This window comes from Alcaligenes endophyticus, from assembly GCF_026344035.1.
GTDB lineage: Bacteria > Pseudomonadota > Gammaproteobacteria > Burkholderiales > Burkholderiaceae_B > Alcaligenes > Alcaligenes endophyticus.
Map to the genome: position 1 here is coordinate 1 of NZ_JAPKND010000005.1, position 18124 is coordinate 18124.

Here is an 18124-nt window from a genome sequence, read left to right on the forward strand (position 1 = left end):
GGGAAGCAACGCGAACGGAGAGTATGTGAAATATGCAGACGGCACTCAGATTTGCTATCTCCCTTGGGGAGCTGTTAGCTCACCCGCGCTTAGTGCGTACGGCGTTGCATTCAGTGCGGACCTGAACTGGACATTCCCCAAGCCATTTTTAGCTCCGCCCGCTGTGTCGGGGTCTTTTCAGCCGCTCAGTAGCCGGGGCTGGCTGTCGGCATCTAGTGTGAGTAAGACAATGGCGGTTTTGACGCTATGGGCTGCGTACAATGAGGGGGCTGGGAGCGATCAGTCTGTGATGGCTATTGGCAGGTGGGGATAGCTACGATTTTTAATAACTTAGCGTCAGACAAAGTTGATGAGATCATTCGGGAATACCCAGCCGCCCAATAGCGCTATAATTCGTCGATTTTATAGCTAGGCTACTGACTCGTGAGCGCACCAATAGCATCAAAGTATCGGGCAGATATTGATGGTCTTCGGACGATCGCTGTTATGTCTGTTTTCCTTTTTCATGCCAATTCTTCTTGGATGCCTGGCGGATATATCGGTGTTGATATTTTTTTCGTCATATCCGGCTTCTTGATCACCCGTATTATTGCGCGTGAAATTGAGAATGGGGATTTTTCTTTAAAGATGTTCTATGTACGTCGAATAAGAAGAATTTTGCCTGTTTTTTATACTGTGGTTTTGGCGAGTATTTTTGTTGGCGCATGGGTGCTTTTGCCCGAAGATTTGCATTCGTTGCTTGATTCAGCTAGGTATGCGGTGTTTTTTGCTGCTAACGTCTACTTTGCTCAGGATAAAGGCTATTTCGATATATCCGCCGATGAGAAGCCTTTACTGCATCTTTGGTCACTGTCGATTGAGGAGCAATACTATTTTGTTTGGCCCCTCCTTTTAATGCTGTTGTATGCTCTGGCCAGCAGGTGGAACGAGAAATTAAGAGCTCTAAAAGAAAACCTAATTATTGGTTTCACAGCTTTATTCGTCATTGCAGGTTTTGTGTATACACAGTACATGCTTATCACGCGGCCGGGGGATGCGAACACCTATTTTTTGCTACAGTTTCGTTTCGGCGAACTAATGATAGGTTCTCTGACAGCGTTACTCGCTGTCTGGAAAAGTAGGTTGGGGATGCGCATGCTTGCCTATGCAGGGGCGATTCTTGTTTTTCTTGGGCTTTGGACGCTCGATAGGGACTCTGTATTTCCGGGGGTTAATGCTTTATACCCGTGTGTGGGTGCCGCCTTTATTATTTACTCGGGCCAAGCAGGAGGGGGTGGGGGGAGCACTGCGATACATCGTTGGTTGGGCCTGAAACCTATGTCGTTGGTTGGCTTGTTGTCGTACTCAATTTATTTATGGCACTGGCCGATTTTGGCTTTCATGCGATACGTGTACGGCAGTTATAGCCTGCCCTGGCAGTGGATTTTATATGCATTTGTTTTTACATTTGCGTTGGCCTTTCTATCCTACTATTTGATAGAGCGTAATACAAAAGGGGCAAAGCTTAGTCTAGGCAAGGCTTTTATTTGTATGTTTTTAATACCGGCCGCGTTGGTTTATGTCGTTGCAGAAAAACTAGAGGCGTCTCGTCCTGTTACCCCAAAAAGTCTTGAGTTAGCAAACTATGGGACGGATGTATGCCATGGCGTGGACAGTGGTCAGTGCGTTAGAGGGGATCGTAATTTGTCCCCAACCGTGCTCGTTACCGGAGACTCACATGCGGCGATGTTTAACTCTTTCATCGATGTGGTTGGCAAGCATGAAGGGTGGGCGGCTGTGGTGAGAACTGGCAGCTCATGCTCTCCGGTATTTGGATTCAACGAGACTCTTCTTCCTGTATCAGCACAACAACCGTGTGCTGATTTAAAGGAGTTTGTAGAGGAGAGCTATGGGGACTATCAGGCGGTAATTTTCGCTTCGTACTGGGCCTATCAATTGGGTCTAATTGAGAAAGGCGCAGACCCGCTGTATTTAACAAGGCTGGAGCAGACGCTACGAAGCATGGCTGAGCGAGCTCCTGTGTATGTACTCTCTGATGTTCCTCGCTTGCCTGTTCATCCTTTTAGGCAGGAACATTTTTCCCGGATTGGCCTCCTAGTGGATAGGCAATTGTCAGCTTTGCATATGCAAGCTAATGAGGTTATAAGAAAAATCGTTGAAAAGATACCTAATGTATATTGGATTGATCTTTCAGCGGCGTTGAGTGGTTTCGACTATATGAGTATCTATTCAGGTAAGCCCGTTTACTTTGATGACAACCACCTGAATGTTTATGGATCTAGTTCTTTAGGGGAGCTTTTTATTAGGAACCAGCCCCCACTCCTAACGAACAGATGATTTGTGTATGAGCCGCGTTACAGCGGCTTTTTTTACGTCTACAGCCCCTAACGGGGCTTTTTTATTGGGGGTAGCAAATGCCTCGTAAAGGAAGTTTTATGCGTGACGACATAGCGTTTCCAGTGACAACGGGCTCAGCAGTAGCGCTGTACGGCTGGACGCTTCAAGAGGTAGTGCTAATTCTATGGGCGCTGTATGTGCTGGTACTGATTGTGATCAAGCTGCCAGAGCTGACTATCGCCATGGTGCGTATCCGTGGGTGCGTGCAGCGTCGGTGGATAGAGCTAAAAGGGGTATTTAATCGTGCGAAATAAAATAGCTGGGGGTGTGCTGGCAGCAGCAGTAACGCTAGTAGCAGCATGGGAGGGAAGGTCGTTGATAGCGTATGCGGATCCGGTAGGAATACCGACTATCTGCGAGGGCTACACCCACGGGGTCAAACTAGGGGATGTGGCCACGCCTGAAAAATGCGATCAGTTGACACGGCAAGAGGTGCAAAAGGCGCTAGTCGTTGTGGATCGCTCGGTGCCACGACAATTACCTGACGGTATGCGCATCGCGTTTGCAAGCTTTGTCTATAACGTGGGGGCAGGGGCTTATCAGCAGTCAACGCTACTGCGGAAAGTGCGTGCAGGTGACTACGCGGGCGCGTGTAATGAGCTGCCGCGATGGGTATATGCAGGAGGTCGAAAGCTACGCGGATTAGAGCGTAGACGTTACGCAGAGAGGGAAGTATGTCTATCAAGTCTGGGGTAATTGGAGTCGCTGTCGCAGCGGCTCTTTTTTTTGGCCTGCACATTTACGGAGCCAAGCAGCACAGCAAGGGCTACAAACTGGCACAGGCAGAACACGCGACCGCTGTAGCGCATGCAGAAAAGCAGGTACGTAAGATCGAGCGTGAATTAACTGAAAAAATGGAGGTGTTAGATCGTGAAACTCAACAAAAGCTTGAGCAAGTCGCTATTGCTGAGCGCGGTGCTGCTGATGAGCGCGTGCGCAGCGCAGCCGAAGAATATGCAGCCCGTTATCGTCGAGCCACCGCGCTTGCCACCGCTACCGCAGAGCGCGAGGCAGCCGACACCTCCATCCGAATGTTTACCGAGCTGCTTGGCGGGCTTGATGAAATGGCGGAAGTCTACGCGGCAGAGGCTGACAAGCGAAGAGTAGCGGGGTTAGCGTGTGAGGCTGCTTATGCTCACGCGCAGATCCATTGAATCTTGCACAGCAGCACAATAGCCGTTTGAGTGGCAAGCAGACGCTGCGATAGATGCTACGCAGTTACGAGTGCTGCGCTATATTAAGGTAGAGGCCAGCAATTGAACGGATTTATGTTGACACTAACAGAGATGATGCTCAAGGGATATGTGACGCAGGAGCTCAAGCACTTCCGAGAGCTACCAGCTAGAGACAGAGACTTTAACGATTACTAGGCCGTAACTATACTGAGCCATTCGAGCACTTCTCTAAAATAAGACCCTAAGGCTGCTCCGAGTATGAGTGTGATTGACCACAGAAAGGCGGAGAACGCAAGACGCGCAGGCCTACCCTTCTCAGATTGGGTTGTGAGCTCTTGCCGCAGAGCGGTTTCCATCTCGGACTTGAAGGCCGCGAATTGCTCCTGCCCAGTTTTTGCAAGCGTTTCGTACTTTGAGGCCAATCTCTTTTTTTCTTCGATCTCTTCAAGGACGTTGTCGAGCAGTTGTGTTTGCGAGCAGAGCTCAGATTGCAACTGTGAAATAATTAGGCTGGCCTGCTCAATGTGGCTTCGTGCTTCTTCTACGCGCTGCCGTGCAGCTCTGTCATCCGTAGACATAGGTAGAAGGTCTTTAAAATACTGGCCGACAGTATGCGTTGCGACTTGACGGATCTGTTCCTCGGTAAATAGTCGCCCGGTAATTGTTCGGATGGCCTCAGAGCCGATTACGTTAAAAATTTCTAAAAAAGACATCGCCTGAACCTACTGTTGAAAATCCACGCTGCTGAAGATGCGTTCGTTGAATTGTTTTGTTTTTCGAGAGACAGCCTCTCTCCAATGATAGATGTACTTAACCGTTTTCATGGAGAGCATACCTCAATTGATATCTATGCCTTGCTCATTCATCCAATTTACGGCATCTTCTGGGCCGAAACGAAGGCGTGGGAAGCAGCCGTTAGAGAGGGCAAAGTTGAAGACTTGAAAATAGGCGCCCAGAAAACGTCCTTCGTCACTGCAGTAGGTTGTATATCTATGCAGCTCCGCGTAGTCGAGTGCTATACAAGGTAAGTTGATTGTATTGAATAGCGAAAAAAGCTCCTGACTGTATTCGTTATATGTGTCGTTGAACATTTCACGCACAATTGCTAGGGAGAGGATTTGGCGCTTTCCGAGATTAATTGAAATCTCCTGCCCATCCATTAACATTTTGAAAGGGCGGTACGTATCCACGTAATTTACTGCGCCGGAGATCTGCTTAAGCGCGCTCTTGAGCATTTTTATAGACGCCAGCCTTTTTCGTTGTAGCGTGCGACTCTGGATCTGCGCTGTATTTGGAGAGTCTTTGGCTTGTATGATCAGGCAGGTTGAGTCTGTGATAATAATAATGTCGGCAATCTCTTCCTTGTCATAGAACCGTTTAGGTGCGTGATAGATTTGCTCGGGCTTGAATACGCGATGGAGGAGATTAATGATGTCCAGTTCTTGATAAAGGCCTGCATTTTCTCTTTCTAAAGAGGTAAATCCAAATCCTTTGTTTCCATGATAGAAATGTAGCTCCGGGCGTAGGTCATTAATTATTATGTCTTCGGGAAAAAGGGGAGCCGTAAAATTGACTTGAATAGCATCTGCGTCTTCTTGGGCATCCCTCAGGCCAAACCAAATCATCGCTTGTTCACTGGCTGCATTGAGGTCTTTGCCCTCTAAGCTGCTTAAGTTTGCATGCTCTAGGCGGACTTTGGATGTTAAGGGAACTTTGATTTCTGCAGAATAGCCCAAAAGCTCCCTGTTTTGCTCATCGAAGATATGAATCATAGCCTCGCGCTTCGATAAGGCATGGATCATGTCTAACGTATCGCTACTGTGATCCAAAAAACGCAAGCAAGTGAGCGGGGCATCAGGGTCATCGAAGAAGGCGCAAAGCAACCCAACTGAGTAGGTGCCAGAGACCTCAATAGGGGAGACATATATCTTGAATCCCTTGTTTGTTTTCATCGGAAGAAGGTAGTTGACTGGCAGCTTCAGAATGATTCGATAGACGTTCTCCTCATTAAGTCGAACGCAGTGAATGCCACCTGGAAATAGCAAAAGCTCTTTAGTGATATCTGGGGCTAGTAGTGATAGCATTTTGTGGGCTCCGGGGTATTGTTTTTATCCACTCTACCAATAGCTACAGTGCGGTGTAAAATAAAGTTTCGAATAAGGCCGTTTACAACCAAGCTCATTTGATTGTTCGTATATGGAAAGCAGTAGACACAAAAAAAGCCCGCTCGGTGGCGGGCTGTGTATTTCGCGCATGTAGATAGGGTTTGGGTGTGTGGGGATTTGTGGAATATCATTGGTACTAAGTGGGCGCTTATGAGCCTTTATAGTCAATTGTAGATTGTTTTTATTGTTTTAAATCAATGGGCTGTGGTTTGATTGCTTGCATGGGGTGCAAGGGGTCGAAGGTTCGAATCCTTCCGTTCCGACCAAATTTAAGTAGTAAATCGATGGCTTACAGCATTTGTCGCTGTAGGCCATTTTTGTGTTTGATATGACCCCGGTAGTCAGCTCGTTTGTTGGGTATCGTTCTTGGGGTGAGTTTGGGTGTAAAGAAAGTCGCCGCATTAGGATTAAACATGACGCGTCGGGACGAGGGCAGGCTTAGATAGCCACTAATGATGACAAGCTAAATGCCTTTACCACTGTGGTGTTTACCAAAAGAAGTAAAAAATGCCATGCCTTATTGGGCATGGCAGAACCACCCATAAAGCTAAATATTAAGTCTTTGAGGGATTCCTGGTTTTGTCATTATCCTTATATTTTCTGCTTAACTCTTTCCAGATATCAGCATTTTTCACGCCTGCGACATCAGGGTCAAAGATAGGGTCTAAGCCCATCTTTTTTTGTCGTTCATAATCCTTGATGGTTCGTAGAGCAGGTTTGGATAGAAATAATATAGCGATAAAGTTAAGGTAGCTCATGCTGCCAAAGCCAATGTCGCCTAGTCCCCACATTAAGTTTGCCGATTGAATGCTGCCAAAGTAAATAATGATTAAAAAAACAATTTTTAATACCAGCTTTAAAACTGGATATTTCAATTTTCTGTCTAAGTAGACGATAGTCGTTTCTGCGATGTAGTAATAAGCCATTAATGTGGTAAAAGCGAAGAGGAAAATGGCAATTGCGACAAAAGCAGGGCCAGCATTTGGAAAAACGGTAGATACGGCAAGTTGAGTCCATGCGGTACCTGCTTGGACGCCAGGTACATATTCCACTAATGCCACCGAGGCATTGCCGGGAAAGACGTTGTACATATTAGTAATTAAGATCATCAAGCCGGTAGCTGTGCACACGATCACAGTATCTATGTAGATAGAGAATGCTTGGATCAGACCTTGTTTTACTGGGTGGCTGACCTCTGCAGCAGCTGAGCTAAAAGTGGCTTCACCCGCACCAGCTACATTAGAGAAAACAGCTCGCCTAACACCCCAAGAAACAGCAAGACCCACTATCCCGCCAAATACCGCGTCCATACCTAATGCACTGCTAAAAATCAATGCGAACATATCTGGAATTTTATCGGAGTTCGAACCTAGTATGAAAAACATCATCATTAAGTATAAAACCGCCATTACGGGTACTATCTTATCTGCTGCTTTAGCGATACGTTTAATTCCTCCAAAAATCAAAATAGCCATCAAAATGGTAACAATGGCTCCTGTAATTTCTGGATTTATATTGAACGCATTTTGTAACGAGTCAGAAATAGTATAAGCTTGAATACCGGGTACTAAAACGCCATAAGAGAGGCAAATTACAGCGGCGACAAAAATGGCAAAGTACTTAAGCTTTAGCCCCTTTTCTATATAGTAAGGGGATCCTCCACGGTACTGACCATCTCCTTGTTCCTTGTACACTTGCGCTAGGGTTGACTCTACGCAGGCACTAGCACCGCCAAGCAAACCCATTAGTACCATCCAAAAAATGGCTCCTGGGCCGCCTGCGGCAATGGCTGTTGCTACACCCGCTATGTTACCAACCCCGATACGTCCGGCGAGGGCTAAACAGAATGCTTGAAAAGAAGAAATCCCATTTATCGAGGCTTTATTTTCTCTAAGAAGTTTTATCATAGTGAAAAAATAGCGAAATTGAATGCCTCGTGTAGCAATAGTGAAATATAGCCCTACTCCTAAAGCCAATATCACTAGTGAAGTGCCCCAGATATACCCAACTAATATGTTAACAATGGTTTCCATTGATATCTCCTTTGATTCTGTGTTTGGTTTTTATTTTTTGTTTATTTTTTATAAAAATCTATCAATAGATAGGTTTTTATAATTTAGTGATGGCGGCTTATTAAAAAATAATGACTCAATAATCTTTGCTGTGTAGGGAGCATGGGTTAGTCCTAAGTGCTGATGACCAAAAGCAAAATAAACGTTATCTTTTCTATCTATAATTGGTAAGGAGTCAGGTAGGGTGGGTCTAAATCCCATCCACGGTGTATTGCCTTCAGTGTCTAATGCTTGTTTAAACATGGGGTTCGCCAGGCTGAGTAAGTTCAGCGCACGCTGCATATTTGGTGGGCGTTCTAATCCAGCAAACTCTACGGTGCCCGCAAGCCTAAGCCCTGAATTCATAGGGGTCATGATAAATCTGCGATCAGCACTAGATATGGGAATTGATAATCGAGATTTTTCTGTCGGCAACATAAGGTGATAGCCGCGCTCCGTATCCAAAGGTATTTTTATTCTGCTTATCATCTCTGTTATTTTTTTAGAGTATGCTCCACATGCTATGAGTACGTTATTTGATAAAAAATATTTTTCATCACTAACTATGCGTACTTGGTTGTTTGTCTCTTTGTATAAGGCTTTGACATTCATTTCCTCTTCAATTTTCCCTCCTAGCAGTAAAAATTTATTTTTTAATTGATTGATAAGTTCCTTTATATCGACTACATGCCCAGTATTTGGATAAAACAATCCCCCCAGTTGCGAAGCGGAAATGGCTGGCTCACGCTCTTGAAGATTTTTAGCTGATACCCACTCATTTTCAACACCAATTGCACATAGTTGTTGGCCATGTTTTTTAAGCTTGGCAAGTGATTTTTCGGTTTCTGCCACCAGTAATGAGCCTTTAATATGTACTAAATCACTCAATTGCCATTTTTTGATAAATGCTTCCCAGGCCGGATAGGCTTCGGCATTCATGCTGGTAAGTGTTTCGTGTATTCGTTGAAACGGCATAGGACGCATATTGCCGACAAGCTTCAGCATCCACGGCATAAGGTGCCATAGGTAACGCCAATCTACCCGCAACGGTCCTAAAGGATCTAACAGCATTTTAGGAAGAGTCTTTAGGATGCTTGGATCGGCGACTGGGTAGACCTGCTCCATAGCAAGGTGACCAGCATTTCCTAATGAGGCCCCTGAACCAATTGTGTTTTTTTCTAAAATTAAAACTTGGACGCCTTTACTTTGTAAGCGTAGTGCTGCGCTAAGCCCAATAATGCCGCCCCCAATAACAGTCATTTGATTGATTTTATTCATGACTTATTCAGAAAAAATGCCGTACCTGAATGGGTCGCTGCCATCAATCAGTAAGGTGTTGTCAGCGCAAATATAGGCTGTCCCTTTGATAGTAGGAATAATGCCGTGAGAGTCGGATTCGACGTAACTGGCTTCAAACTGGCTGCCGATAATGCTGGCTTGACGCCATATTTCACCTTCTTTTAGAAGCTTGTCTGCTGCTAAGCAGGCTAATTTTGCACTGGTTCCAGTGCCGCACGGAGAGCGGTCATAGGCACCACCAGGACACAAGACAAAGTTTTTACTGTCTGCTGTTTGGTCTGCTTGAAAAAGTTCAATATGATCAATTTCTGCTCCATTCTTGCCCGTTATTTTTTGCTCTGCTAATGCGGTCTTTATTGCCAAACAAATACTTGTCAGTTGCTTAACGTTATGTAGATGGATATCACCCAACAGCTGATTAACAAGAAAGAACCAGTTTCCACCCCAAGCAATATCGCCTTTAATTTTTCCTAATGATGGAACGTCTACCTCTACGTCCTTTCTGTAACGATAAGAATAAATATTTTGGATGCTGACGCTATTATCTGAGTGGAGCGTTGTTTTTACATCGCCTACCGGGGTTTCTATTAGATGTTCGCCTGGATGAGCTAAGCCTAAATAGCGTAAAGACGCCATTAAGCCTATGGTGCCATGGCCGCACATGCCCAGATAGCCTTCATTGTTAAAAAAAATAACCCCTGCTGTGGCCTGTGGATTGTTAGGTTTGCAAAGTAAAGCACCGACTAATACGTCATGACCACGGGGTTCTAGCATAACGGCTTTGCGCCATTGATCGTGATCGTTTTTTAGTGTGTTTAAGCGTTCGCTAATGGATGCTTTATTATTTAACTCGGGGAAGCCTGAAACGATTAAGCGTGTAGGTTCGCCTTCTGTATGTGAATCAATAACACGAATGCTATGATATTTATTGTCCATATTAGCACCTTGAATTCAAACAATTAATGTTGAATAGTGTGCCGTTTTTTTTAGTGTGGGTCTTGAACGTATACAGGGGAAAAAGTGCGTTTTTTAGCACAGTCAGTGCCCAAGTTAGTCGGGCTAATGCAGTCATAGGTAACTTTTCTACGCTACGCGCCCTGAGCGCGACTGGAGACGTACTGATTAGCGTGTATAGTGCTTAGCTTTCTGATTGCTGCGTCGTACCTCTTAGCGTTCTACAAAAATGGATATAGACGTGTCCTGTGTTGGAGACTAGTTCAAGATATTCTAGCTTCTCGTTAGTGTGCGCTGACCGATAGGTACATAATGGCTAATAAACATAAGTTTCTGATGATGTTTTAATGCTGCAAGTGAAGGTGTACAGGTAGAAACTTACCAATAGGAAAAATGAGACATGTTGGCAATAAGTGATGTTTTTTATATAAGCCATACAAAAAATATTTGTCACGTTGAAAGCTTGGATGCTTTTTTGCGCTATGTAAATGTAATCATGCCATTAATTAACTCGCTTTCAAATTTAACTTTTTTTGTGAAGAATACGGATGCTCGTTATTTGCTAGTAAATGATAACCTTGCAAAAAGATGTGGGATGCAATGCGTGAAAAGTATAATTGGGAAAAAATCAGAGGAGGTGTATCATTATGATCTTGGGTTGGGATACAGTGAACAAGACGAGGAGGTAATGTGTAAGAATAGGGCGGTAGTTAACCGTTTAGAGTTGCATTCTTATAGCTCAGGTGTGCTTGGATGGTGTCTAACGACAAAAATGCCTGTTTCCTTAGAGTCTGGGGAAATGGTGGGGGTAGTCGGTATTTCTGTTGATCTGCAAGAGGAACGATTAATTCGTCAAAACATAAATACCAAACTAAAATTGGTAAAGAATTACATAGATGAGAATTTTTGCTCAGATATAAAAATAAAGGAATTATCTAGTGTGGCGGAAATGTCTACGTCTCAATTGAATAGATATTTTAAAGATATATTTCAAATCACGCCGCAGAAATTTATTCAGAAAAAGCGCTTGGAACTTGCTATTGATTTGTTACGAAATCAGCTCTCTATCACTGAAATAGCCGCCGAATGCGGGTATAGCGATCATAGTGCGTTTAGCAGAAAGTTTAAAGAATTGACTACGATGTCGCCTACTGATTTTAAAAATATGATGTATAAATAATAGTAGTTATAAATATTTTTAAAGCTCAGCTAGGTGGCTTTGTTGTTGACTGCGTTAGCTTGCGAGACAGGCTTAAGGTGTTTTACCTAGTGGCCTGTCTCACGTTTCATGGCTGTTTATTACTCAAACTGTCGGACTCGACAGCATTACCAAGGCATCTAGCGCGACCACACCTTGGCCTTGCTCAAGCACGACAAGTGGATTGATGTCGATGGATTCAATTTGATCACGACTCGCATAGGCTAACTGGGATAGACATGCTAGTGCTTTGGCTAAAGCCTCAATATCAGCGGGAGCCCGCCCTCGGGCCCCGGCCAAGATCTGGCTGGCGCGTGTCTCTTGAATCATGCTTATGGCTTCGGTCTCGTCAAAGGGGGCCAAGCGAAAGCTAGTGTCTTGCAGGATTTCCACGAAGATTCCACCCAGACCAAACATCACCACCGGACCAAATACGGGGTCACGGTGTACCCCCGCTATGCACTCTATGCCGCCGGCGATCATAGGGGCGATCAGTACTCCGTCAATTCGGGCCGCGGGAGCGTGTGACTGGACGTTTGACGTGATGTCCTGAAAGGCCGTGATGGCGTCCTCCGGACTAGTAATATTGAGCCGTATACCGCCAATATCGCTTTTATGAAGAATATCTCGCGAGAGTATTTTCATCACTACAGCGCGATTTAGCTGCTGGCTAATAGCGGCTGCTTGAGTAGCGGAATGAGCAATCAAAATTGGGGCAGATGGTATGCCCGCCTCGTTCAAAACCGCTAGTGATTCCACCTCGTTCAATGTCGTGATATCCGTAGGTAGAAGAGGTAGGGCAGTTGACGAGATAGAAGGTGGTGTGCTGGAGATGCTCTGGTTGCGTTTAAGTAAGGCTCCCACCGTGCGTACGGCGGTGCTGGGATCAGTAAAGGTGAGACACCCTAGTTTTTCCAGTGCGCGGCGGCGCGGCTCAGGCAGTAAAGCAACCAGAGCAAAAGGGATGTCAGGGTACGATGCACGCATGGATTCAGCAAAGCGTTCGATGTGCGGCCAGAAAGAATCACTACTCCCAGCCGCGGCTAAAAACACAACCAAAGCCCCAAACTGGCCTGATGACAGCATGTCATGAGCGGTGTCGCTAAATAGGGTGGGATCAGACACTGCTTGACCTGTGACGTCAACTGGGTTCTGTGTTCCAGCGAAAGGGACTCGTTGCAGCAGGCGGTTTTGAGCTTGCTTTGGCATGGCTGGCAAGCTTAGGCCCATTTCTTGTGCATCGTCTGCCATGAGTGCGCCGACTCCGCCTGACAGGGACATCACTGCTAGACCTGTATTTCTAGTTGGATGCCTCCATACGCTTAGCGCTTGGCCAACATTGAAAAACTCGTCGATGGAGTGGGTGCGCAGTATGCCGTATTGATGGAATAGTGCATCGTAGACGGCGTCGTCACCGGCGAGGGCTGCAGTGTGTGAGGCGGCAGCTTGAGCCCCAGCTTGAGTACGACCGACTTTTGTGATGACAATGCGCTTGTTGGCTTGATCAGCAGCGATGAACGCTCGTTTAAGTTTCTCACCGTCCTGACAGCCCTCTAAATACGCCATAATCACGTCGGTGTGGGGGTCAGCCGCGAGTAAAGCAATGCAGTCGGCCACATCTATGTCGCTTTCATTGCCGGTAGTGATCCAACTGGAAAGTCCCATGCCGCGGTTTAGCATTAGGCTGCATGCATAGGCCCCAAAAGCGCCGCTCTGTGACACGACGCCTATATTTCCAACTGGTATCTGATGATTCATCGCAACAGGTGAAAAAGTAGCAAACGTATTTTCGCGGATGTTCATAAAGCCTAGGCAATTGGGGCCTAGAAGGCGTATGCCTCGCTCTTGGGCGAGTGCACTCAGACGTTCTTGCTCAATGCGGCCAGCCTCATCAATTTCTGCAAATCCAGATGAAAATAACACAGCGCCTGCTACCATGCCGGGGCGTGCGTTCGCCAACGCGGTGTATGCGTGTTGGGCGGGTACAGCAATGATGACTAAGTCGATAGGGGTCGGTATATCAGCTAGACTTGCGTAACAGTCCAAGCCCTGAATCGTGTGGGAGCGGGGGTTAACCGGGTAGATATCTCCTTGGTAGCCGTACTTTTTGAGCAAGGTAATAGGTATAGCACCAATTTTACCAATTGTTTCTGAAGCGCCAACAATGGCGATACTTTGCGGGGCGAATAGCTTTTTCAGTGTGTCAGGTGAGTTCATTGGATTGAGCTTAAAGAGTCATGTCAATAATCGTTCGTCCATGTGTTTTACGGCAAAGCATGGCTTCCATGGCACGTGGTAAGTCTGTCAGTGAAATCACGCGTCGGATCGTTTGCAGTCTGGGAGGTAGGTAGTCGCTGTGTAGGCGTTGCCACACTTGTTGGCGTAGAGGCATGGGGCTATTGGCATTAATGCCGAGTAACTTTACGCCTCGTAAGATAAAGGGATAAACAGTGGTCGGTAGTTGAAAGCCTCCCGCGTTGCCAAAGGCGGTGATAACTCCTTCTGCTTGTGCCGTGCTAAGTAACCAAGCAAGCATGTCTCCGCCAACGCTATCTATGGCTCCCGCCCATTGAGCACTGCGTAGTGGACGGTTTTCGGTAAAATCCGGTGTAAGCTCGACGCGTTCAGCACCTAAGTCGTTGAGGTAATCCGCCATGTCAGTTTTGCTGGTGATGGCGCATACTCGATAGCCTCGGTGGGTCAGCATGGCGATAGCAAGACTAGCGACGCCTCCGCTTGCACCTGTCACAGCGACTTCGCCTTTTTGTGGGGTGAGACCGCATTGCTCCATCCAGTGCAGCGCAAGCCCTGCGGTATAGCCAGCTGCTCCTAGGCTACAAGCGTCTAGTAAGTCCATGCCATGAGGTAGATGCATCACCCAGTTGGCCGGCACTCGCGCGTACTGAGCGTGGCCGCCGTCATGATTCACTCCAACCCCAAAACCATGGACGATGACTTTGTCGCCAGGTTTAAACATCTCATTAGATGAGGTTTCTATGTAACCGGTAAAGTCTATACCCGTGACTCGTGGGTAATCACTCACGATTTTGCCACGGCCTGCATAGGCCAGAGCATCTTTGTAGTTGAGGCTAGAGTACGCGACGCGAATAACAACATCACCTTTACTGAGGTCATCTAAGTTGATGGTCTCTATCCTACAGTCTGGTTGTGTGTGGGTGCGGCTCTGGTGTAAGCGTAAGGCAGTAAAAGAAGTCATTGTGTTTGACACCTGTGTACAGTGCTGAGTTAGGGATGAAGTTGACGGTAGAAAACGCGGCGTGCCAGCATGGCACGATGCAGCTCGTTGGCGCCATCGTAAATACGAAATGGACGTGCTTCGCGCCAGATGGCCGATACGGGTGTGTCGTCTGACACGCCTAAGGCCCCCATCATCTGCACGGCCCGATCGGTCACGCGTCCTATGGCTTCAGATACAAATACTTTTGTCATGGCTGATTCGTGGCGAATCGAGACGCCTGCATCTAGACGTTGCGCGCAGTGCTGAGTCATCAGGCGACTGGCGTGTAGGTCGATATGCGAGTCGGCAACCATGGCTTGGATTTGTTGTGTTTCGGACAGTAACTGACCGAAGGAGTGTCGGGTGGAGACATACTCTTGTGCAAGTTCGAGGGCTCTGCTGGCACGACCAATGAACCGCATACAGTGTGCCAGGCGTGCGGGCTCAAGGCGTTGTTGCGCGTGCTGAAATCCTGCACCTATTTGGCCTAGTACCTGGGCATCATCAATAAAGCAGTCGCGTAGTTGAATTTCTGCATGTCCTCCAATTTGATAAGAGGTGACCATGCCAACATCTCGTACGACCTCAAACCCGGGTACGTCTGTGTCAATGATAAATAAGGTAACCCCTTCGTTTGTTTGGGCTGGAACAATAGCAAAGTCCGATTTGACGCCACCACTAATAAAAGTTTTGTGTCCGCTCAGCAGCCATCCGCCGTCGGTCCGCTCTGCGTGTGTCGTTAACATGTTTGGGTCAGAGCCCGCGCCAGGGGCAGGCTCTGTCATGGCAAAGCAAGCCCGTTTTTGACCGGTCGCTAAAGGGCCTAAGTAACGTTCCAACTGCTGTGGAGTGCCTAGTTCAAGCAATAGCCACATATTAGGTTGGTCGGGGGCGGCGCAGTTTAGGGCCAGCGGGCCTAGCAAACCACGGGCAGCCTCTTCGAAAATAACCGCACAGTCGGCCCAGCTCAAGCCTAGGCCTCCCCACTCCTTGGGTAGCTGAGGAGCATAAATGCCAGACTGCCTTGCTTGTGTTCGCAGGCTGAGAGTGACTTCATCAAGCTTATCGATATCTCGTTCTATAGCTTGGTTTTCTAAAGGGATAGCTACTTGGTCGACAAATTTCCTGACTCTTTGGCGTAGTTCGTCTAAGTGAGTGTTAGTGCTTGCTGTACAATTGTTCATGTCTTAATCCCTATACTACTACTGACGTGGTTGACCGTCGCACACCGTTTTTGGAGGTCATTTTCACTGCGTTGGATAGGCAGCTAGCTACAAAATCATTCGCAATGTATTCGAAAATGCGAGCGTCAGAACTCCTCATCACGAGACTGATCACGTGATAGAGGAAGGGTGTGAGTGATGTGGAGGGCGTGGAGTCATGCGCTCCACCCGTGGCCTTTAGTTCAGCGTGGTACCGGTGCGTTCAATCAGCTCCGCCCACCATTGGGTTTCATCTTTGATTTGTTGAGCAAACTCTTCGGGAGTATTGCCGTGCGGCTCCGCCCCAAGTTCTGTCAGACGAGCTTGCATGGCGGGCGTGGCGAGTATGTCGGTGCTCACGCTATATAGTTTCTGAATGATGCTATCGGGCGTGCCCGCGGGAGCCATCAAGCCTTTCCAAGCCATCACGGAGAAATCGTCTACTCCGGCCTCTTTAAAAGTCGGCGTATCAGGTAAAGCCGCGGAGCGTTCTGGACTGGGGACAGCAATAGGTCGCAGCGCGCCGCTTTGTATGTAAGCCATTAGGGGCGGCATATTGTCGATCATGACCGTAATATGGCCAGCCAATAAATCGACAACTGCAGGGCCTGAGCCCTTATACGCAACATGAGTCATATCTAGGCCCTGCATGTGATTAAACAGCTCGCCAGACAGATGACTGGGCGTGCCGGTGCCAGGTGAGCCAAAGGTAACGGGCTTCTCTTTGGCATAGGCGATAAACTCTTCGAGCGTGTTAATAGGTGTGGCGGCGTTCACAGCCATTACGTTGTGCTCGCGAGTCAGTGCCGTGATGGGGGCTAAGTCCGTCACGGGGCTAAATTGCATGTTTTGATATAGGCTTGGGTTGATGACGGTAGGGCCAGCCGCTGCAACCATTAAGGTGTAGCCGTCAGGCTTGGCGCGAGCAACGTAACTGCCGCCGATATTGCCAGCAGCCCCCGCTTTGTTTTCAACAATGACCGGTTGACCCAGACGCTTGCTCATTTCTTCGGCTAGTAGTCGGCCCAGAATATCGGTGGATCCTCCCGGAGCAAAAGGTATGACTAAAGTCACGGGGCGTTGGGGGTAATCGTCCTTTGCGCTAGCCGGTGAAATAATACTGGCAAATGCGAGGGTTGCTGCGAGTAGGTTTCCGCGTAGCATGTTGAGTCTCCTGTGGTTTTATAATAGGTTGGTAGGGTCAGCACACTTAACGTGCCAAGGGGTAACCGGCAGCGTTAAGTGTTAGCCGGGCAATATTCAACTGGTGAATTTGGCTGGTTCCTTCGTACAGACGAAATAATCTGACATCACGGTAGAAGCGCGCGACCGAGTTATCTAGGATATATCCGTAACCGCCGAACATCTGTACGCAACGGTCAGCGACCCGGCCACACATTTCTGACGCAAAGTATTTGCAAATCGAGGCGTTCATGGTCACGTCTTCTCCGTCATCTCGCTGGCGCGCCGTTTGTAAGATCAATGCCTTGGCTGCTTCAATGTCGGTTTTGCAGTCTGCAATCATGGCCTGAACTAATTGGAAGTTCATCAAGGGTTGTTTAAATTGCTGGCGATTGGCAACAAATTGGATAGCGTCATCGAGCATACGGATAGCTGGTCCTATGCATAGAGCGGCCAAATGGATTCGTTGTTTGTTCAGCACTTTCATTGCAGTGCTAAAGCCTTGGCCTTCTTGGCCGCCGATAAGACTGCTACGCGGCACACGACAGTTGTTAAAGTAAACCTCTGATACTGGCGATCCTTCTTGGCCCATTTTTTCGTAGGGCTTGCCCACGGTAAGTCCTGGCGTGCCACGCTCAATGAGGAAGGCTGATATTCCCTTTGCCTTGGGCTGTGACGGGTCTGTTCGGGCCAACACGGTAAATAGACCGGCGATGGGCGCATTGGTGATAAAGCATTTCGTCCCGTTCAGAATGTAGTGCTCCCCATCACGTACGGCACTCGTTTTCAATGACGTAGCGTCGGATCCCGCATCGGGCTCGGTCAGCGCAAAACAGCCGGTCAGTTCTCCGCTAGCTAGTTTTGGCAGGTAGTGAGCTTTTTGCGCTGTCGTGCCATCGGCGACCACCGCTTCCGAACCTATCCCTGTGTTAGTGCCCACGCGCGCACGAAAGGCGACGGAGCATTGGGATAGCTCAATGGCGGCCAGAACGAGCTCTTCGGTGGTTAAACCCAAGCCGCCATATTGTTCAGGAATGGAATAGCCAAACATGTTTTGCTCAGCCATTTTTTGTACCAGATCTTCAGGTACATGATCTTGCTGGGCGACGAGCTGCTCGTTAGGAATGAGCTCAGTACGTACGAAACGACGTAACGTGCTCAAAAACTCGGAAAAAGATGCGTTGTCTCGAATCATAGTCAATGCTTTGTTGGTGAGGTTTTAGTGCAATAGTTTTAAATTAGATTATCATCGTGTTGTGTATA

Annotated in this window: 16 protein-coding genes; 6 read left to right on the forward strand and 10 right to left on the reverse strand. The window is 47.5% G+C overall.

Annotated features, from left to right (window positions below; genetic code table 11):
* The 5 genes from OSH01_RS10025 to OSH01_RS10045 all read left to right on the forward strand — a co-directional run.
* A partial coding sequence (locus OSH01_RS10025) for a hypothetical protein (RefSeq protein ID WP_266123963.1) occupies nt 1–313 on the forward strand: 313 nt, incomplete at its 5' end.
* A gap of 110 nt (nt 314–423) precedes the next feature.
* Nucleotides 424–2337 (forward strand): acyltransferase family protein, encoded by a 1914-nt coding sequence (locus OSH01_RS10030; RefSeq protein ID WP_266123964.1) that lies wholly within the window; start codon nt 424–426, stop codon nt 2335–2337.
* A 98-nt stretch (nt 2338–2435) separates the two neighbouring features.
* Nucleotides 2436–2651: a hypothetical protein gene (locus OSH01_RS10035; protein ID WP_266122865.1), complete on the forward strand. Its 216-nt coding sequence runs from the start codon at nt 2436–2438 to the stop codon at nt 2649–2651.
* Entirely contained in the window at nt 2641–3093 is a 453-nt protein-coding gene (locus tag OSH01_RS10040; protein WP_266123965.1) for a lysozyme, read from the forward strand. Before OSH01_RS10035 ends, OSH01_RS10040 begins: the two co-directional genes overlap by 11 nt.
* Entirely contained in the window at nt 3072–3551 is a 480-nt protein-coding gene (locus OSH01_RS10045; RefSeq protein ID WP_266123966.1) for a DUF2514 family protein, read from the forward strand. The genes OSH01_RS10040 and OSH01_RS10045 overlap by 22 nt, the downstream gene beginning before the upstream one ends.
* Before the next feature lie 212 nt (nt 3552–3763).
* Here OSH01_RS10045 and OSH01_RS10050 read toward each other — a convergent pair whose 3' ends face one another.
* The 5 genes from OSH01_RS10050 to OSH01_RS10070 all read right to left on the reverse strand — a co-directional run bounded on the left by OSH01_RS10050 (nt 3764) and on the right by OSH01_RS10070 (nt 10023).
* On the reverse strand, nt 3764–4285 hold the full coding sequence (locus tag OSH01_RS10050; protein WP_266123967.1) for a hypothetical protein: 522 nt from the start codon (nt 4283–4285) through the stop codon (nt 3764–3766).
* 123 nt (nt 4286–4408) lie between these two features.
* The gene (locus OSH01_RS10055) at nt 4409–5656 is read right to left on the reverse strand and encodes a hypothetical protein (RefSeq protein WP_266123968.1); all 1248 of its coding nucleotides are present in this window, start codon (nt 5654–5656) and stop codon (nt 4409–4411) included.
* A 635-nt stretch (nt 5657–6291) separates the two neighbouring features.
* Entirely contained in the window at nt 6292–7770 is a 1479-nt protein-coding gene (locus OSH01_RS10060) for an alanine/glycine:cation symporter family protein (protein WP_266123969.1), read from the reverse strand.
* 48 nt (nt 7771–7818) lie between these two features.
* Entirely contained in the window at nt 7819–9066 is a 1248-nt protein-coding gene (locus OSH01_RS10065; RefSeq protein ID WP_266123970.1) for an NAD(P)/FAD-dependent oxidoreductase, read from the reverse strand.
* 3 nt (nt 9067–9069) lie between these two features.
* Nucleotides 9070–10023 carry a proline racemase family protein gene (locus tag OSH01_RS10070; protein WP_266123971.1) on the reverse strand — a complete coding sequence of 318 codons (954 nt, stop codon included), beginning with the start codon at nt 10021–10023 and terminating at the stop codon, nt 9070–9072.
* A 418-nt stretch (nt 10024–10441) separates the two neighbouring features.
* Here OSH01_RS10070 and OSH01_RS10075 point away from each other — a divergent pair, with 418 nt between their 5' ends.
* The gene (locus OSH01_RS10075; protein WP_266123972.1) at nt 10442–11221 is read left to right on the forward strand and encodes an AraC family transcriptional regulator; all 780 of its coding nucleotides are present in this window, start codon (nt 10442–10444) and stop codon (nt 11219–11221) included.
* A 123-nt stretch (nt 11222–11344) separates the two neighbouring features.
* Here OSH01_RS10075 and OSH01_RS10080 read toward each other — a convergent pair whose 3' ends face one another.
* The 5 genes from OSH01_RS10080 to OSH01_RS10100 all read right to left on the reverse strand — a co-directional run bounded on the left by OSH01_RS10080 (nt 11345) and on the right by OSH01_RS10100 (nt 18056).
* On the reverse strand, nt 11345–13456 hold the full coding sequence (locus OSH01_RS10080; protein ID WP_266123973.1) for an acetate--CoA ligase family protein: 2112 nt from the start codon (nt 13454–13456) through the stop codon (nt 11345–11347).
* Nucleotides 13457–13466: 10 nt separating this feature from the next.
* Nucleotides 13467–14456 (reverse strand): acrylyl-CoA reductase family protein, encoded by a 990-nt coding sequence (locus tag OSH01_RS10085; protein ID WP_266123974.1) that lies wholly within the window; start codon nt 14454–14456, stop codon nt 13467–13469.
* Nucleotides 14457–14485: 29 nt separating this feature from the next.
* Complete coding sequence (locus tag OSH01_RS10090) at nt 14486–15661, reverse strand: acyl-CoA dehydrogenase family protein (RefSeq protein WP_266123975.1); 1176 nt, start codon at nt 15659–15661, stop codon at nt 14486–14488.
* A 216-nt stretch (nt 15662–15877) separates the two neighbouring features.
* On the reverse strand, nt 15878–16843 hold the full coding sequence (locus tag OSH01_RS10095; protein WP_266123976.1) for a Bug family tripartite tricarboxylate transporter substrate binding protein: 966 nt from the start codon (nt 16841–16843) through the stop codon (nt 15878–15880).
* Nucleotides 16844–16889: 46 nt separating this feature from the next.
* Nucleotides 16890–18056 (reverse strand): acyl-CoA dehydrogenase family protein, encoded by a 1167-nt coding sequence (locus tag OSH01_RS10100; protein WP_266123977.1) that lies wholly within the window; start codon nt 18054–18056, stop codon nt 16890–16892.
* Nucleotides 18057–18124 lie beyond the last annotated feature (68 nt).

What these genes read in the sequence shown, in the direction of transcription:
- OSH01_RS10035 (WP_266122865.1), top strand. Translation starts at nt 2,436, where the DNA reads ATGCGTGACGACATAGCGTTTCCAGTGACAACGGGCTCAGCAGTAGCG.
- OSH01_RS10045 (WP_266123966.1), top strand. Translation starts at nt 3,072, where the DNA reads ATGTCTATCAAGTCTGGGGTAATTGGAGTCGCTGTCGCAGCGGCTCTT.
- OSH01_RS10050 (WP_266123967.1), bottom strand. Translation starts at nt 4,285, where the DNA reads ATGTCTTTTTTAGAAATTTTTAACGTAATCGGCTCTGAGGCCATCCGA.
- OSH01_RS10055 (WP_266123968.1), bottom strand. Translation starts at nt 5,656, where the DNA reads ATGCTATCACTACTAGCCCCAGATATCACTAAAGAGCTTTTGCTATTT.
- OSH01_RS10060 (WP_266123969.1), bottom strand. Translation starts at nt 7,770, where the DNA reads ATGGAAACCATTGTTAACATATTAGTTGGGTATATCTGGGGCACTTCA.
- OSH01_RS10065 (WP_266123970.1), bottom strand. Translation starts at nt 9,066, where the DNA reads ATGAATAAAATCAATCAAATGACTGTTATTGGGGGCGGCATTATTGGG.
- OSH01_RS10070 (WP_266123971.1), bottom strand. Translation starts at nt 10,023, where the DNA reads ATGGACAATAAATATCATAGCATTCGTGTTATTGATTCACATACAGAA.
- OSH01_RS10075 (WP_266123972.1), top strand. Translation starts at nt 10,442, where the DNA reads ATGTTGGCAATAAGTGATGTTTTTTATATAAGCCATACAAAAAATATT.
- OSH01_RS10080 (WP_266123973.1), bottom strand. Translation starts at nt 13,456, where the DNA reads ATGAACTCACCTGACACACTGAAAAAGCTATTCGCCCCGCAAAGTATC.
- OSH01_RS10085 (WP_266123974.1), bottom strand. Translation starts at nt 14,456, where the DNA reads ATGACTTCTTTTACTGCCTTACGCTTACACCAGAGCCGCACCCACACA.
- OSH01_RS10090 (WP_266123975.1), bottom strand. Translation starts at nt 15,661, where the DNA reads ATGAACAATTGTACAGCAAGCACTAACACTCACTTAGACGAACTACGC.
- OSH01_RS10095 (WP_266123976.1), bottom strand. Translation starts at nt 16,843, where the DNA reads ATGCTACGCGGAAACCTACTCGCAGCAACCCTCGCATTTGCCAGTATT.
- OSH01_RS10100 (WP_266123977.1), bottom strand. Translation starts at nt 18,056, where the DNA reads ATGATTCGAGACAACGCATCTTTTTCCGAGTTTTTGAGCACGTTACGT.